Origin of the sequence: Nocardia tenerifensis NBRC 101015, from assembly GCF_000308715.1 — a bacterium.
Lineage (GTDB): Bacteria > Actinomycetota > Actinomycetes > Mycobacteriales > Mycobacteriaceae > Nocardia > Nocardia tenerifensis.
This window is the reverse complement of record NZ_BAGH01000193.1, coordinates 16,415-32,154: the sequence shown is the minus strand read 5'-3', so window position 1 is coordinate 32,154 and position 15,740 is coordinate 16,415. Positions and strand designations below refer to the sequence as shown.

The 15,740-nt window shown below is 68.3% G+C and carries 13 protein-coding genes and 1 pseudogene; 10 read left to right on the top strand and 4 right to left on the bottom strand.

Translation table 11 applies throughout. The features are described 5' to 3' along the window. From ON39_RS16435 to nuoN, 7 genes are all read left to right on the top strand, one after another. Positions 1-684 (top strand): molybdopterin dinucleotide binding domain-containing protein (locus ON39_RS16435; RefSeq protein WP_040735047.1); only part of this gene is annotated, 684 nt, incomplete at its 5' end. Beyond that, complete coding sequence (gene nuoH / locus ON39_RS51445) at positions 681-2,516, top strand: NADH-quinone oxidoreductase subunit NuoH (protein WP_040735045.1); 1,836 nt, start codon at positions 681-683, stop codon at positions 2,514-2,516. The genes ON39_RS16435 and nuoH, both read left to right, overlap by 4 nt. Then, entirely contained in the window at positions 2,513-3,412 is a 900-nt protein-coding gene (locus ON39_RS16425; protein ID WP_169335889.1) for an NADH-quinone oxidoreductase subunit J, read from the top strand. Before nuoH ends, ON39_RS16425 begins: the two co-directional genes overlap by 4 nt. Next, positions 3,409-3,708, top strand: a complete 300-nt coding sequence (gene nuoK / locus ON39_RS16420) for an NADH-quinone oxidoreductase subunit NuoK (protein ID WP_040735043.1) — start codon at positions 3,409-3,411, stop codon at positions 3,706-3,708. The genes ON39_RS16425 and nuoK overlap by 4 nt, the downstream gene beginning before the upstream one ends. Position 3,709: 1 nt before the next feature. Further along, positions 3,710-5,644 carry an NADH-quinone oxidoreductase subunit L gene (gene nuoL / locus ON39_RS16415; protein WP_040735041.1) on the top strand — a complete coding sequence of 645 codons (1,935 nt, stop codon included), beginning with the start codon at positions 3,710-3,712 and terminating at the stop codon, positions 5,642-5,644. Then, positions 5,641-7,266, top strand: a complete 1,626-nt coding sequence (locus tag ON39_RS16410; protein ID WP_174412532.1) for an NADH-quinone oxidoreductase subunit M — start codon at positions 5,641-5,643, stop codon at positions 7,264-7,266. Before nuoL ends, ON39_RS16410 begins: the two co-directional genes overlap by 4 nt. Further along, the gene (gene nuoN / locus ON39_RS16405; RefSeq protein WP_040735037.1) at positions 7,263-8,876 is read left to right on the top strand and encodes an NADH-quinone oxidoreductase subunit NuoN; all 1,614 of its coding nucleotides are present in this window, start codon (positions 7,263-7,265) and stop codon (positions 8,874-8,876) included. Before ON39_RS16410 ends, nuoN begins: the two co-directional genes overlap by 4 nt. 285 nt (positions 8,877-9,161) lie before the next feature. Here nuoN and ON39_RS16400 read toward each other — a convergent pair whose 3' ends face one another. After that, the gene (locus ON39_RS16400; RefSeq protein ID WP_040735035.1) at positions 9,162-9,605 is read right to left on the bottom strand and encodes a MarR family winged helix-turn-helix transcriptional regulator; all 444 of its coding nucleotides are present in this window, start codon (positions 9,603-9,605) and stop codon (positions 9,162-9,164) included. 70 nt (positions 9,606-9,675) lie between these two features. Between ON39_RS16400 and ON39_RS16395 the strand changes: the two genes are divergently transcribed. Both ON39_RS16395 and ON39_RS16390 read left to right on the top strand, forming a co-directional pair. Further along, positions 9,676-10,026, top strand: coding sequence for a hypothetical protein (locus ON39_RS16395; RefSeq protein WP_146250983.1), 351 nt, complete (start codon positions 9,676-9,678; stop codon positions 10,024-10,026). 233 nt (positions 10,027-10,259) lie between these two features. Continuing rightward, positions 10,260-11,294 (top strand): DUF4158 domain-containing protein, encoded by a 1,035-nt coding sequence (locus ON39_RS16390; RefSeq protein ID WP_157195481.1) that lies wholly within the window; start codon positions 10,260-10,262, stop codon positions 11,292-11,294. Between the two features lie 45 nt (positions 11,295-11,339). Here the strand turns inward: ON39_RS16390 and ON39_RS16385 are convergent, their stop codons facing one another. Next, complete coding sequence (locus ON39_RS16385; RefSeq protein WP_040735029.1) at positions 11,340-11,984, bottom strand: class I SAM-dependent methyltransferase; 645 nt, start codon at positions 11,982-11,984, stop codon at positions 11,340-11,342. 338 nt (positions 11,985-12,322) lie between these two features. On the opposite strand from ON39_RS16385, the gene ON39_RS16380 reads away from it, so the two are divergent. Then, the gene (locus ON39_RS16380; protein ID WP_051186712.1) at positions 12,323-13,333 is read left to right on the top strand and encodes a tyrosine-type recombinase/integrase; all 1,011 of its coding nucleotides are present in this window, start codon (positions 12,323-12,325) and stop codon (positions 13,331-13,333) included. Between the two features lie 174 nt (positions 13,334-13,507). Here ON39_RS16380 and ON39_RS16375 read toward each other — a convergent pair. Together ON39_RS16375 and ON39_RS16370 are read right to left on the bottom strand one after the other, a co-directional pair. Continuing rightward, a pseudogene (locus ON39_RS16375) lies at positions 13,508-13,984 on the bottom strand (carboxymuconolactone decarboxylase family protein); the annotation flags it as partial. Positions 13,985-14,141: 157 nt separating this feature from the next. After that, complete coding sequence (locus ON39_RS16370) at positions 14,142-15,656, bottom strand: FAD-dependent oxidoreductase (protein WP_040735027.1); 1,515 nt, start codon at positions 15,654-15,656, stop codon at positions 14,142-14,144. Between the last annotated feature and the right edge of the window lie 84 nt (positions 15,657-15,740).

Below are 15,740 nucleotides of genomic sequence, written 5' to 3'. Positions count from 1 at the left end.
GCCGCGCGGTTCGTCGTCAGCCTGGAGCAGCGGCACAGCGCGGTCACCGAGCGCGCCGACGTCGTGTTCCCGGTCGCCACGGCCATGGAGAAGTCCGGCACCTTCCGCAACTGGGAGGGCAGGCCGCGCCCGTTCGAGGCCGCGCTCGGCGACGACATGGTGCGCCGCCAGTCCGCCCCGCTCTCGGATCACCGTGTGCTGCACGCCATCGCGGACGAGATGACGGTCCGGCTCGGCCTGCCCGACACCGCCGCCGCCCGCGCCGAACTCGCCGAGCTCGGGGTGTGGGACGGCGCGCCGGTGGCCCCGCCCGCGCACCGGCCGCACCCGCTGACCCAACCGGAACCGGGCACCGCGGTCCTGGCCAGCTGGCGGCTGCTGCTCGACCTCGGCCGCCTGCAAGACGGCGAGCCCAACCTGGCCGGCATCGCCCGCACCCCGACCGTGCGGCTGTCCCCCACGACGGCCGCCGAAATCGGTGCTGTCGCAGGCGATCCGGTGACCGTCAGCACCGACCGGGGCGCCGTCACCCTGCCGCTCGAGATCACCGACCTGCCCGACCGGGTGGTCTGGCTGCCGCAGCACTCCCCCGGCAGCTCGATCACCGAACAGTTGGCCACCCAGCCCGGCGGCCTCGTGGCCATCGCGGCGGGCCGACGAGAGGATGAAGGAGCACCGTCATGAGTGACCTGGCCCTCTTCGGTCACGACCCCCTGTGGCTCGTGATCGGGAAATCCCTCGCCATCTTCGTCTTCCTGCTGCTCATCCCGATGATCGCGGTGGTCGCGGAGCGAAAGATCGTGGCCCGCATGCAGATGCGGATCGGCCCGAACCGCATCGGACCGTACGGCATGCTGCAGAGCATCGCCGACGGCGTGAAGATGGCGCTCAAGGAAGACATCGTCCCGGCCATCGTCGACAAGCCGATCTTCATCATGGCGCCGATCATCTCGCTGATCCCGGCGGTGATGGCGTTCGCGGTGATCCCGTTCGGCCCCGAGGTCTCCATCCTCGGCCACCACACCGCGTTGCAGCTCACCGATATGCCGGTGGCCGTGCTGTACATCCTCGCGATCACCTCGATCGGCGTGTACGGCATCGTGCTCGCCGGGTGGTCGTCGGGCTCGACCTATCCGCTGCTCGGCGGGCTGCGCTCGACCGCGCAGGTGATCTCCTACGAGATCGCGATGGCGCTGTGCTTCGCCACCGTGTTCCTGCTGGGCGGCACCATGTCCACCTCGGGCATCGTGGCCGCCCAGCACGACACCTGGTACGTCTTCCTGCTGCTGCCCTCGTTCCTGATCTACTGCGTCTCCATGGTCGGCGAGACCAACCGGGCGCCGTTCGACCTGCCCGAGGCCGAGGGCGAGCTGGTCGGCGGCTTCCACACCGAGTACTCCTCGCTGAAGTTCGCCATGTTCATGATGGCCGAATACATCAACATGGCAACGGTTTCCGCGCTCGCCACCACCCTGTTCCTCGGCGGCTGGCACGCGCCGTTCCCGCTGAGCCTGTGGGCGGGCGCGAACACCGGCTGGTGGCCGGTGCTGTGGTTCACCGCCAAGGTGTGGGCATTCCTGTTCGTGTTCATCTGGCTGCGCGGCACGCTGCCCCGCCTGCGCTACGACCAGTTCATGAACCTCGGCTGGAAGCTGCTCATCCCGACCTCGCTGCTGTGGGTCATGCTCGTGGCCACCGCCCGCGTGTTGCAGGCCGAGGGCTACCACGTCCAGACTCCCGCGCTGGTCATCGGCGGGCTGCTGGTCTCGGGGCTGATCATCGGTCTGTTCCTGCGCGCCGGGCGTAAGGGCGGCGCCGCGCCGCCTGCCGAGCCGGAGCCCGCCGCATCGGGCCCGGATTCCACTGTCTTCCTCGGCTTCCCGACCCCGCCGCTGCCCGAGCAGCCCCGCGAGGTCGCCAAGGCCGGTCTGCTGGATCCGCTGGCCGGGTTCGTGGTCACCGCGGCGACCATGTTCAAGAAGCCCAACACCGAGTTCTATCCGGAGCAGAAGGTCCCGACCGCGCCGCGCTACCACGGACGTCATCAGCTCAATCGGCACCCGGACGGACTGGAGAAGTGCATCGGCTGCGAGCTGTGCGCCTGGGCCTGCCCCGCCGACGCGATCTACGTCGAGGGCGCGGACAACACCGAGACCGAACGGTTCTCGCCCGGCGAACGGTACGGGCAGGTCTACCAGATCAACTACCTGCGTTGCATCGGCTGCGGCCTGTGCATCGAGGCGTGCCCGACGCGCGCGCTGACCATGACCAACGACTACGAGATGACCGACGACAACCGCGCCGGACTCATCTACGAGAAGGACCGGCTGCTCGCGCCGCTGCAGCCGGGCATGTCCGCCCCGCCGCACGCCATGTACCCGGGCGCCGACGAGAGCGACTACTACCTCGGCCACGTACCGGGCAACGCGCCGGAAGCCAACGGCGACAACGCGATCGCCGCGCCGGACAGCCCGAAGGAGCCCGTCGTGGCGGGCGTGGAAGGAGGGTCGCGGTGAACGCAGTAATCCTCGCCGCCGAGCCGCTCACCCGGACCGGCACCGGAGAGGCGGTGAACTTCTGGGTGCTCGCGCCGCTGGCCGTGGTCGGCGCGCTGGGCATGGTGTTCGCGCGCAAGGCGGTGCACTCCGCGATCTGCCTGGCCGCCACCATGATCGTGCTCGCGGTGTTCTACATGGCCCAGGACGCGCTGTTCCTCGGCGTCGTGCAGATCGTCGTCTACACCGGCGCGGTCATGATGCTGTTCCTGTTCGTGCTCATGCTGGTCGGCGTCGACTCCGCGGAGTCGCTGAAGGAGAACCTGCGCGGGCAGCGGCTCGCCGCGGGCGCGGTCGGCCTCGGCTTCGGGCTGCTGCTGATCAGCGGCATCGCCCGCGGCATCCGCGAGTCCGGGATCACCTTCCCCGCAACAGGTTTCGCCGGGCACGACGTGATCGGCGAGCTCGCCGAGCTGATCTTCGTGCGCTACGTGTGGGCGTTCGAGCTCACCGGCGCGCTGCTCATCACCGCCACCATCGGCGCGATGGTCCTCGCGCACCGCGAGCAGTTCGGGCCGCGGTTCGGCCAGCGAGAGATGTCGGTGCGCCGGTTCCGCGAGGCGGGCCACCGGGCCACCCCGCTGCCGACCCCCGGCGTCTACGCCAGGCACAACGCGGTCGACATTCCGGCCAGGCTGCCCGACGGGTCCTTCGAGGAACTGTCGGTAAGCACCATCCTGCGGCACCGCCAAACCCGGGCGCTGACCGAGGCGGCCGTCATCTCGGTCGCGGCGGAGGGTCTCGGCGACTCGGTCACGGCGACCGGCTCGACCGCGACCGCCGGCTCGGTCGCGACGGCGGCCACCCCCAGCTCGGTCGCGACCGAGAACCAGAGCGACGAGGAAGGCAATCGGTGAACCCCCAGAACTACCTGTTCCTGTCCGCCCTGCTGTTCACCATCGGCGCGGCCGGAGTGCTGTTGCGGCGCAACGCCATCGTGGTGTTCATGTGCATCGAGCTGATGCTCAACGCGGTGAACCTGGCGTTCGTCACCTTCGCCAGGCTGCACTCGAACCTCGACGGCCAGGTGTTCGCGTTCTTCACCATGGTGGTCGCCGCGGCCGAGGTCGTGGTCGGCCTCGCCATCATCATGACCATCTTCCGCGCCCGCCGCTCGACCTCGGTCGACGACGCCAACCTGCTGAAGTTCTGACATGGAGACGGCGACGCTCTGGCTGCTGCCTGCCCTGCCGCTGGCGGGTGCGGTAATCCTGCTGCTCACCGGTCGTTTCAGCGACAAGTGGGGCCATCTGCTCGGAACCGCGCTCGCTCTGGCCGCTTTCGTGGTCGCGGGCATCGGGTTCTTCGACATGCTCGGCCGCGACACCGCGCAGCGCGGCGTGCACACCGATCTGTTCAGCTGGGTTCCGGTCGCGGGGTTGCAGGCCGACTTCAGCCTCCAATTGGACCAGCTCTCCATGTGTTTCGCGCTGCTGATCACCGGTGTCGGCTCGCTCATTCACGTCTACTCGATCGGGTATATGAGCCCGGGAGCGGAGCCTGCGGAGCGACCCGAATACACAGATCCTGGTCGACGTCGTTTCTTCGGATACCTCAACCTGTTCCTCGCGGCCATGCTGCTGCTGGTGCTCGCCAACAACTACCTGGTGCTCTACCTCGGCTGGGAGGGCGTCGGCCTGGCGTCCTACCTGCTGATCGGGTTCTGGTACCACAAGCCGACGGCGGCGACGGCGGCCAAGAAGGCGTTCGTGGTCAACCGGGTCGGCGACATGGGCTTGGCCATCGCCATGTTCGTGATGTTCTCGACCTTCGGCTCGATCAACTTCACCGACGTGTTCGCGGGCGCGCCGCAGGCCGGGGAGGGCACGCTCACCGCGATCGGGTTGCTGCTGCTGCTCGCCGCGTGCGGTAAGTCCGCGCAGGTGCCGCTGCAATCCTGGCTCGGCGACGCGATGGAGGGCCCGACGCCGGTGTCCGCGCTCATCCACGCGGCCACCATGGTCACCGCGGGTGTGTACCTGATCGCGCGGTCCGGTCCGATCTTCGATCTGGCGCCCGACGCGCGGCTCGGCGTCGTCCTCGTCGGCGCGGTGACGCTGCTCTTCGGCGCGATCGTCGGCTGCGCCAAGGACGACATCAAGAAGGCGCTCGCCGCCTCGACCATGAGCCAGATCGGCTACATGGTGCTGGCCGCGGGCCTCGGCCCGGCCGGGTACGCCTTCGCCATCATGCACCTGCTCACCCACGGGTTCTTCAAGGCCGGGCTGTTCCTCGGCGCCGGTTCGGTGATGCACGCCATGGACGACGAGACCGACATGCGACGCTACGGCGGCCTGCGCAAACTGCTGCCGATCACCTACGTCACCTTCGGGCTCGGCTACCTCGCCATCATCGGGGTGCCGCCGTTCGCCGGGTTCTTCTCCAAGGACAAGATCATCGAGGTCGCGTTCAACCAGGGCGGCACAGGCGGATTGGCGCTCGGCGCGGTGACGTTGCTCGGCGCGGGCATCACCGCGTTCTACATGACGCGGGTGATGATCATGACCTTCTTCGGCGAGGCGCGCTGGCCGGAGCGCCTGCGCGGCGAGGGCACGCATCCGCACGAGGCGCCCGCGGTGATGACCGGGCCGATGATCCTGCTCGCCATCGGATCCGTCGCCGCCGGAGCGCTTTTCGCGTTCGGCTCCGCGTTGCAGAACTGGCTGGAGCCGGTGGTCGGGGCGCACCACGGCGAGGAGACCGTGCCGGCGGGTGTCGTCACCGCGCTCGCGCTGGTGGTCGTCGCCGTCGGCGTCGGCATCGCCTACTACAAGTACGCCCAGCGCGACATCCCCGACACCGCGCCGCAGGCCGTGTCCCCCTTGACCGTCGCGGCCCGCCGCGACCTCTACGGTGACGCACTCAACGAGGCGGCCTTCATGCGCCCCGGCGCCTACCTGACCCGCGCACTCGTCTTCCTCGACAACCGGGGCATCGACGGAATCGTCAACGGCACCGCCGCCCTCATCGGCGGCCTCTCCGCCCGAATCCGCCACGTCCAAACCGGTTTCGTGCGCTCCTACGCCCTGTCCATGTTCACCGGCGCGGCCCTCGTAGCCGCCGCCCTTCTCGCGGTGAGGTTGTGGTGACGGACTTTCCCTGGTTGACCACGTTGTGGTTGGCGCCGGCGATCGGCGCTGCCATCGTGCTGGTGTTGCCTGCGGCGCAACGGTTGCTGGCGCGCTGCCTGGCACTGGCGGTGTCGGTGGCGGTGCTGGTGCTGGCCGTGGTGGTGGCGGTGCGCTTCGAACCCGGTGGGGCGCAGTATCAATTCGTCGAGGACCACGAGTGGATACCGGCGTTCGGCGCGGGGTACACCGTCGGGGTCGACGGGATCGCGCTGGTGCTGGTGCTGCTCACCGCCGTGCTCGTGCCGCTGCTGATTTTGGCGGGCTGGCACGACGAGCGCGAGGTCGGCGGCGGGCGGCGGGTGTCGCACACCTACGTCGCGCTGACCCTGCTGGTCGAGGCGATGGTGCTGATCTCGTTCGTCTCGCTCGACATCCTGCTGTTCTACGTGTTCTTCGAGGCCATGCTGATCCCGATGTACTTCCTCATCGGCGGCTTCGGTCCTCGGTCGGTGAATCCCGAACTGCGGCAGCAACGCTCGCGGGCCGCGGTGAAGTTCCTGCTGTACAACCTGTTCGGCGGACTGATCATGCTGGCCGCGGTGATCGGCCTGTACGTGGTCACCGCGCGCGACGGGCTCGGCGCGGACTCCTCGGGCACCTTCGACTTCCGCGCGGTGGTCGCCGCGGCCAACTCCGGACAGCTCGGCGCGGCGCCCGCGGTGATGAACGCGCTGTTCCTCGGCTTCATGTTCGCGTTCGCGGTGAAGGCGCCGCTGTGGCCGCTGCACACCTGGCTGCCGGACGCGGCCGTGGCCGCCACGCCGTCGAGCGCGGTGCTGATGATGGCGGTGGTCGACAAGGTCGGCACGTTCGGCATGCTGCGCTACTGCCTCATGCTGTTCCCCGACGCGTCGAGTACCTATGCGCCGCTGGTGATCACGCTCGCGGTGATCGGCATCATCTACGGCGCGCTGCTCGCCATCGGGCAGACCGACGTGATGCGGTTGATCGCCTACACCTCGATTTCCCACTTCGGCTTCATCATCCTCGGCATCTTCGCGATGACCAGTCAGGGCCAGACGGGCGCGACGCTGTACATGGTCAACCACGGCATCTCCACCGCCGCGCTGTTCCTGATCGCGGGATTCCTGGTGTCGCGCCGCGGAACCCGGCTCATCGCCGACTTCGGCGGGGTGCAGAAGGTCGCGCCGGTGCTCGCGGGCACGTTCTTCATCGCGGGCCTGGCCACCCTGTCGCTGCCGGGGCTCGCGCCGTTCGTCAGCGAATTCCTCGTGCTGCTCGGGACTTTCAGCCGTTACCAGTTCGCGGCGGTCGTCGCGACGGGCGCGCTGGTGCTCGCCGCGCTGTACGTGCTGTGGATGTATCAGCGGATGATGACCGGCCCGGTCAAGGACGGCAGCGAGCGCATCCACGACCTGGTGCCCCGTGAGCTCGTGGTGGTGGTGCCGTTGATCGCGGCCCTGCTGTTCCTCGGCGTCTATCCGAAACCGGTGCTGGACTTCATCAATCCGGCCGTGAGCCAGACCTTGACGACCATCGGCAAGCACGACCCCGCGCCGACCGTGCCCGCGCTGCCCGAGGCGGGTAAGGCCGATCATTCCGGAGGTGCTCACAAATGAGCGGAACAATCCTCGCCGCGACGATTCCGGCGCCGAGCATCGAGTACGGGCGGCTCTCGCCGATGCTGATCGTGTTCGGCGTCGCGGTGGTCAGCGTGCTGGTCGAGGCGTTCATGGGGCGGCGGTTCCGGTTCGGCGCGCAGCTGCTGCTGAGCCTCGCCGGGCTGGTGGGCGCGCTGGTCGCGGTGGTGTGGCTGGCCGGGACCTCGGCCCCGGCGGTGGGCGGCGCGGTCGCCGTCGACGGGGTCACGCTGTTCTTGCAGGGCACCATCCTGGTGGTGGCGATCCTCGGCGTGCTGTTCATGGGCGAGCGCGGGGCCGAGCCGCGGGTCGAGGCGCGCAGCGGGCCGGGCACCTGGAGTGCGGCCGCCGCGACGCTCGGGCGCGGAGTGGATGCCTTTACGCCGCAGGCGTCTTCGGTGCCGGGCAGCGCGATGGAGCGGACCGCACTGCGGGCCGGCATCGCGACGACCGAGGTGTTCCCGTTGACGTTGCTCGCGGTCGGCGGGCTGCTGCTGTTCCCGGCGTCCAACGATCTGCTCACCATGTTCGTCGCGCTCGAGGTGTTGTCGCTGCCGCTGTATCTGCTGTGCGGGCTCGCCCGGCGCCGTCGGTTGCTGTCGCAGGAGGCGGCGCTGAAGTACTTCCTGCTCGGCGCGTTCTCCTCCGCGTTCTTCCTCTACGGTGTCGCGCTGCTGTACGGGCAGGCCGGGACGGTGAAGTTGCCGGGGATCGCGGATGCCATCGCGCTGCACCCGGACAACGCGTTGCTCGCGCTGCTCGGCGTGGCCATGCTGGCGGTGGGTCTGCTGTTCAAGATCGGCACGGTGCCGTTCCAGTCGTGGGTGCCCGACGTGTATCAGGGTGCGCCCACGCCGGTTACGGCGTTCATGGCGGCGGCCACCAAGATCGCGGCGGTCGGTGCGTTGCTGCGCGTACTGCAGATCGCGGTACCCGGGCTGCGCGACGATTGGCGGCCGGTGTTCGCGGCCATCGCCATCGCCACCATGGCGGTGGGCGCGGTCATGGCGATCACGCAGACCGACGTCAAGCGGATGCTCGCGTATTCCTCTGTCGCCCATGCCGGTTTCATCCTCACCGGTTTGGTCGCGGCCAATGACAAGGGCGTCTCGGCGATCCTGTTCTATCTGGTCGCCTATGGTGTGGGCACCGTCGGCGCGTTCGCGGTCGTCAGCCTGGTCCGCGACTCCGCGGGCGACGAGGCGACCGGGCTCGCGCAGTGGGCCGGGCTCGGGCGGCGTTCGCCGTGGTTGGCGAGCGTGTTCGCGCTGTTCCTGCTCTCGTTCGCCGGCTTGCCGCTCACCAGTGGATTCGTCAGCAAGTTCGCCGTTTTCGAGGCCGCTGCGGCCGGTGACGCGACCTTCCTCGTCATCGTCGGCGTCATCTGCAGCGCCATCGCCGCGTTCTTCTACATTCGGGTGATCGTGCTGATGTTCTTCACCGACCCGCCCGCCGACGCCCCCACCGTGGTCGCCCCCTTCCTCACCACCACCGTGATCGCCTTCGGCGCCGGCGCCACACTGGTTCTCGGCATCTTCCCGCAGTTGCTGCTCGACTTGGCCGACCGGGCGTCCACGTTCGTCCGCTGATCTCGAAATCCATACCGCCTCTGGGAGTTTCGCCGAGAGGCGGTGCGGATCCGTCAAAGGGTGCGGATGCTGACCCCCACCCCCGCACCACCTCACGGAATGCGCACTCCCTGCACAAGCCCATAGGGGCAAACTCCGGCTGCTGGCTACTCCCCCAAACCCCCGCACCAGCTCTAGGGACTCGCACTCTTTCTAGGCGTCTAGAGAGGGTGCGGATCCCGACAAAGAGTGCGGGGTTCAGGTCACGGCGCGGCGGCCGGCTGGCGCGGCGGTGGGGCTAGGCGTTCAGTCGTTTGCGGAAGACGACGCGGCGAGAACGCGTAGCGCGTCGTGCAAGCCCTTGCGCTGGGGGGCCGAGAGGGGGGCCAGCAGTTGCTGGTCGAGCTTTTTCGCGATCTCCGTGCACCGGGAGAGGAGGTGTTTCCCCTCCTCGGTGAGGGTGAGGACCTGCCGTCGCCGGTCCCGGCTGTCGCGCACCCGGGTCAGCGCGCCGAGATCCTCGAGGTGATCCGCGAGAGCCACGACCAGGCTGGGCACGACACCCAGCTTGGCGGCCAACACCTGTTGAGAGGCGGCGGAGTCCTGACTGAGCACATTCAGCAGGCCCACGTGCTTCGGTTTGAGGTCGAATGGCGCGATCTCGGCCGCGAAGCGGTCGGCGACCACCGCTCCCAGCGTGCCCAGCCGGAACGCCGCGGTTCGGGACAGATCCGTCTTGACATCGTTCATGGTGTGAATGATAACGTCTGCAATCACTTCACACTCTGAATGATTCAACTGGAGAACAATGGACGCGTTCATGCTCATCGTGGTTGCCGTCAACATCGCTGCGGCGGTGGCGTCGACCGGATTCGGCGTCGTCGGCCTCGTCCGGCCGAGCGCTCTGATCGCCGGAGAACAACCGACACCGGGGATGTCGCTCTACGCCTACTTCTACGGCGTGCGCGCGATTCCGCTCGGCGTGATGACGGTCGTCGCCCTCGCTGTCGGCGACCAACGGGTGTCGGTGGCGGCGCTGATCGTGTCTGGCGTCGTTCAGGCCGCCGACTCCGCGCTCGGCGTCCGCCGCCGGGTTGCCGGAATGGCGCTGAGCGCAGGCATTTTGGCGATCGTCCATCTACTGTCGGCCGCCTGGCTGCTCGGCCGGTGACCGGGCCGCGGCGGCGGGATTACTAGGAGACCAGCCGCGCAAATCTGGTTCGTGCCGACCAGGTTCCGTGCTGCGCCGCCGGTAGGGGGTTCCGGTAGTAACCGCCGAAAAACCAACGGATACGGCGTAGCCGCAGCTGACTGCCGGTGAGGCCGTGGTTCGGTCTGCGGCGATGGCCGGTTGCTGGTTGGCTTGGCTCCCAACGCTATTGGTTGGTGTGGGAGGTCGGTTTCGTGGCGACGCGGGTGTTCGCGGATGAGGAGTTGGCTCGTCTGCGGGAATTCCCGGAGATCGGCCGCGAGGAGCTGTTCCGGTTCTTCACGCTGTCACCGGCGGATCTGGCGTTCGTCGATCCCGGTCGCGGTCGTGGTCCGGCCGATCGGCTCGGTATCGCGATCGCGTTGTGCACGTTGCCGTGGTTGGGGTTCGTGCCTGATCGGGTGGTGACCGCCCCGCCGGTCGCGGTAGCCCGGTTGGCCGAGCAGCTGCGTGTCGACGGTACCGATCCGTTCCTACGGCCGCCGCGCCCAGACCCGCACCGACCATTTGCGCCTGGTCGCGCAGTACCTGGGTGGCGGACCGCCGGTGCGCTCGAACTCGAGGAACTCGACGAGTTCCTGCTGGCGCGGGCGATGGAGCACGATTCGCCGACCCTATTGTTCCGGTTGGGGTGTGAGTATCTGATCTCGGCGCGGGTGATCCGCCCGGGCCCGGTGAGCATGGTCGAACGCATCGCTCATGCCCGCGAGCAGGCCCAGCGCGAGACCTACGATCGCCTGGCGCATGAGTTCACTCCGGCGCGCTGCGCGGAGCTGGATGCGCTGCTGGTTACCGATGCCTCGCTGGGGGTGTCGCGGTTGCGGTGGCTGTCGACCGGTCCGGTGGAGGCGTCGGCGGCCGCGGTGCGCGCCGAGGTCGACAAGCTGGCGTTCCTGCGCGGCCTGGACGCGGATCGCCTGGATATGTCGGTGCTGCCCGCCGAGCGGCGCCGGTTTCTGGCCACGATGGGCCGGCGATTGACCCCGCAGGCGCTGGAGCGCCGTGATCCGCAGCGCCGGTATCCGATCCTGCTGACAGTGTTGGCCCAGTCCGGCACCGATGTCCTCGATGAGGTCGTGGCGTTGTTCGATCAGGCGATCTCAGCGAAATTCGGGGCCGCCGAGCGCCGGATGCAGGCCGAGCTCGCCGAACGTGGCAAGACGGGCGAGGACCGCCAGGCGCTGTTGCGGGCAGTCGTGGATTTCCCGCGCGTCCGGAGTGCCAGATGATCACCCGCCACACCCGGCCAGTGGCGAGCCCGACATATGCAGAGGTCAGGACTTACTGCGTGCGAAAAGAATCGCTTGCTGAGCTTTCGCATCCGGGTCGAGCAGCATCTGGGCCTCGACCACGAATCCGGCATCGTGCAGCCAGGATGCCACCTGGTTCGGCTGACGGTGGTGGACATGGACCTTCATCGGGTGACCGCCGTAGCCCTCCGTCTTCAACAGCGACTCGTCGCCGACGTGAAATAGCAGTTGCAACGGTCCGCCGGGACGCAATGCTCGGTGGAAGCGCCCGAATACAGTCGGCACCTCGTCGTCGGGGATGTGGATCAACGACTGCCAGGCGAGCAGGCCGGCCACCGAAGCGACGGGCAGGTTCAGCTCCGTCATCGAGCCCACCTCGAACCGCAGGCCGGGGTGGTCGCGCCGGGCCACGTCGATCATCGCCGGGGAGAGGTCGATACCGAAGGCGTCGACACCGAGCTGATGCAGGTGGGCGGTGACTTCACCGGGGCCGCAGCCGACGTCCGCGACCGGTCCGCCGCCAGCGGTCCGCACGCTGTCGGCGAACAACGCCAGAGCCGCGCGAAGGTACTGGTGTCCGGCGAGGGCGCCGCGCACTTGGTCGGCATAGCTGACCGCGACCGTGTCATAAGAGGTTCGGGTGTCGGCCAACCAGTCATCCGTGGTCATGACCGGCACGATATTCCATGATCGCGGCGGACTCGGCGCTACCCGGGAACGACGAAGGTGCCTCCACCCGGCCGGGTGGAGGCAGCGGTAGGCAGGACGGCATTGCTCATGGCGCGGGCCCCGAGAGACTCTGGCCGACTCTGTCATCCGATGGCGTGGCATCAATGACTGCGGCGAACGGCGGTACGCGTCTGGCTGTGACCGCGCAACGATAGCAGTGATACCCCGGATAATGCTCTGTTATCCGGGGTATCGTGGAACCCGACCTGCGGCGGACCCGCTCCGCCGCGTACACGAAGCAGCCCCGTTATCCGGGGCAAGCCGGAAGGTGGACGTCGATGGCCGCGAAGGTGACCCGGCTGCGCACCGCCCCGCCGACACGCACCCTGCGCATCGCCACCGACACGTTCCTCGACACCATCGGCTCGGCCAACACCCGCCGCGCCTACGGCATCGCGATCGTCAAGACCGTCGACCAACTCGACGGCCGCGGCCCCGATGGGCTTATCGGGCACAGCCGCGCCCTGGACTCGGTCACCGACGCCGAAATCGGCGCCGCGCTGGAAACCCTGTGGGGCAACTCGGCGGTCAACACCTGGAACGCGCGCCGCGCCGCGGTCGGTAAATGGCTGAGCTGGTGCGCCGAACAGGGCTGGACCGTACCGACCCTCCCGGCCTCGGCCGGGCGGTCGACACCACCGGACTCCGAGACCCCGGTCCGTTCGCGCACCGCGATCGACCGGCTCATCGCCCGCCGCGATATCCACCTGCGCGAGAAGACGCTGTGGCGGATGCTGTACGAAACCTGCGCCCGCGCCGAAGAACTACTCCAGGTCAACATCGAAGACCTCGACCTCGCCGGCCGCACCGCGGCGGTGAAGTCCAAGGGCGCCAAACCCCGCATCCGCCGGCGCGGCGCCGCCCACCACGAACACGTCCTCGAGAACGTGTACTGGGACGCCGGCACCGCCCGCCTGCTTCCCCGGCTCATCCGCGACCGCACCTGCGGCCCCGTGTTCGTGACCCACCGCCGACCCGGGCCCGGCAAGTACCTCGCCGACCGCGACGTCTGCCCCATCACCGGCCTCGCCCGGCTGTCCTACGACCAGGCCCGCGACCTACTCGACGCTGCCACCGCCATCGACGGACCCGGAACCGGCTGGGACCTTCGCGAACTACGCCATTCCGGCCTGACCCACCTCGGAGAATCCGGGGCCAGCCTGCTGGAACTGATGGCCAAGTCCCGGCACCGCAAAGCCGAGAACCTGCGCCGCTATTTCAAACCGTCCCCACAGGCGATGCGCGAGCTGACCTCGATCCTGGGCCCGGGAGCCGAACGCCGCCGCTGACCAGCAGCTACGCCGTATCCGTTGGTTTTTCCGGCGGTTACTACCGGAACCCCGGTAGGTGGCGCAGTTGGCGGAAAGTCGCTGCGTCGCAGACCCTCCCTGAGTCCGCCGGTCGCGGGACACGCACCGCGGTCCGATCCAGGTCGTGTCTCCTGGACCGGGTTCGCTCGCTGATCAGCCGGTGATCTCGGCGTACATGCCGGGCTCGTAGGAGCCGCCCTGCTGGCGCACGATCACGCCCAGCCGGTTGGCGGCGTTGATCTGGGCGACAAGGGCGACCAGTGCGGCGATCTGGTCGTCGTCGTAGTGATTGCGCACCTGCGCCCAGGTCTCATCGGATACCCCCTGGTGGGCGTCGGCGAGCCGGGTGCCCTCCTCGGCCAGTGCCAGCGCGGCTCGTTCGGCGTCGCTGAACACCGAGGCCTCGCGCCACGCGGCGACCAGATTGATGCGCACGGCGGGCTCCCCCGCGTGTGCGAGGTCCTTGCTGTGTACGTCGGTGCGCCAGCCGCAGCCGTTGATTTGGCTGACCCGCAGCGTCATCAGGTCCTGTGGGGTCTTGGGCAGCGTCGATCCGACGATGACCATGCTGGCGTTGCCGAACCGCTTGGCGAATTTGGCGCCGAGAGCACTGTCGGTGAGGGTGAAACGGGTTCCATGACTTCGTCCTTGCTGTCGAGAGTGTTGTCACTGTCGTGAATGGACACAAGATGCCGTTCGGGCGTTGGGTGTGACACTGCGAAAGTGGCCGGAGAAGTTTCGGACGTCTTAAGTCGGCGGCGCCCGGCATCTGGTGCGCGCCATGGCTTCACGCCTCGGTGCGGGCCGCGATGTACCCGTCGGGCCGGATCAGGATCGCGGTGTCGCCGGTGATGTCGTAGCTGTCATGAGCGCGGCCGCCGAGGTCGATCATTGTGTCAGGGCCGGTCGCGGTGGTATCGGTCGTGATCCGGATGGTCTTGGGCGCGGTGGCGAAGGGGCTGCGGGATCCATTGCGGCGTGCGGGACTGCCGTGGTCGAAGTTGAGCACTGTCCAGTGCGTGCCGCGTAGTAGATCGAAGACTCGGACCTCGCGCCCGGTCGAGGCGTCGAGGACGACAGCGTCGGGAGCGCGGTCTCCGGCGCGAACGCGGGCATAGTCCAATCCTGGTTCGCTGAGCGGGCTTTCGGTGTAGGCGATGGTGAGCCCGGTGGTGAAATCGTCGGTGAGTCCGGCGACCGCGGCGGCGCCGGAGCCATCGCCGGCGGACCGCATGAGGGAGTGCAGGCGGGAGGTGCTGTCGTCGAGCACCGCGCGTGCGACGGGGCGGCGTTCGAGTTCGTAAGTGTCCAAGAGACTTTCGGCGGCCCCCTCCAGGACGGCGGCGAGTTTCCAGCCGAGGTTGTAGGCATCCTGGATACCGGTGTTCATGCCCTGCCCGCCCGCGGGCGAATGCACATGGGCCGCGTCCCCGGCGAGGAAGATCCGCCCGATCCGGTACCGATCAACCAGGGCGACATTGATTTCGTAGAGCGACAACCAGCCCGCGTCGTCGATGGTGACTTCCGCCAGCCCGGCGCGTTCGGTGAACAAGCGCCGAAACAGGTCGAGGGTCGGTGCCGCAGGATCGGAGTCATCGGCGGGAACCGAGGCTTGGAACTGCCACAGGTCGGTGCTGGGCAGCGGGAACAGTGACAGGATCCCGTGCTCGCGGCTCATCCATACGTGCTGGCAGTGCCGGTCCAGGCCGGTGATGTGCACATCGCCGAGCCACCAGCGGTGCTCACCATAGGAGACGCCCTCGAGTGCGGCGCCACTTCGCTTGCGCACCACGCTGCGCCCGCCATCACAGCCGACCACATAGCGGGCGCGAATGCGGCCCTCCCCGGCCGCCCCGCTCACGGTGACCTCTACGGCGTCGTCGGTCTGCGCCACGGCCGTCACCTCGGTTCCCCATTCGATCCGGCCGCCGAGTTCGGCCAGCCGATCGCGCAGGATTCGTTCGAACATCGGCTGCGACAACCACACCGGCGCATACGGCACCCCCGGATCGGACATTCCCAGCGCGGTCGAGACCCCTTCGGAGATCACGCGGTCACGGTCGTAGTGACGGGTCGGCACATGCACCTGCCCCAGCTCCAGCACTTGTTGGATGACACCGAGGTCGTCAGCGACCTCCAGTGCTCGCGGCTGGATCGTCTTGGCCCGCGATGCCGTACGGGGGCCCTCGGTGCGTTCGACGAGGTGGCAGTCGACACCACGGCGGGCCAAGTCGATCGCCAGGGTGAGCCCGGTCGGACCGGCGCCGACGATCAGCACATCGAGCGTGGCATCTTTCACCATAATATACCTACCTTAGGTATCTATTTTTCGGCCGCTGACATCCCCGTTGGACCGATCGGATTACCTGTACCGTATACCTACCTT

Bases quoted from the DNA above. Each gene is read 5' to 3' on its own strand.
- nuoH (WP_040735045.1), top strand. From the start codon at position 681: ATGAGTGACCTGGCCCTCTTCGGTCACGACCCCCTGTGGCTCGTGATC.
- nuoL (WP_040735041.1), top strand. From the start codon at position 3,710: ATGGAGACGGCGACGCTCTGGCTGCTGCCTGCCCTGCCGCTGGCGGGT.
- nuoN (WP_040735037.1), top strand. From the start codon at position 7,263: ATGAGCGGAACAATCCTCGCCGCGACGATTCCGGCGCCGAGCATCGAG.
- ON39_RS16400 (WP_040735035.1), bottom strand. From the start codon at position 9,605: ATGAACGATGTCAAGACGGATCTGTCCCGAACCGCGGCGTTCCGGCTG.
- ON39_RS16395 (WP_146250983.1), top strand. From the start codon at position 9,676: ATGCTCATCGTGGTTGCCGTCAACATCGCTGCGGCGGTGGCGTCGACC.
- ON39_RS16385 (WP_040735029.1), bottom strand. From the start codon at position 11,984: ATGACCACGGATGACTGGTTGGCCGACACCCGAACCTCTTATGACACG.
- ON39_RS16380 (WP_051186712.1), top strand. From the start codon at position 12,323: ATGGCCGCGAAGGTGACCCGGCTGCGCACCGCCCCGCCGACACGCACC.
- ON39_RS16370 (WP_040735027.1), bottom strand. From the start codon at position 15,656: ATGGTGAAAGATGCCACGCTCGATGTGCTGATCGTCGGCGCCGGTCCG.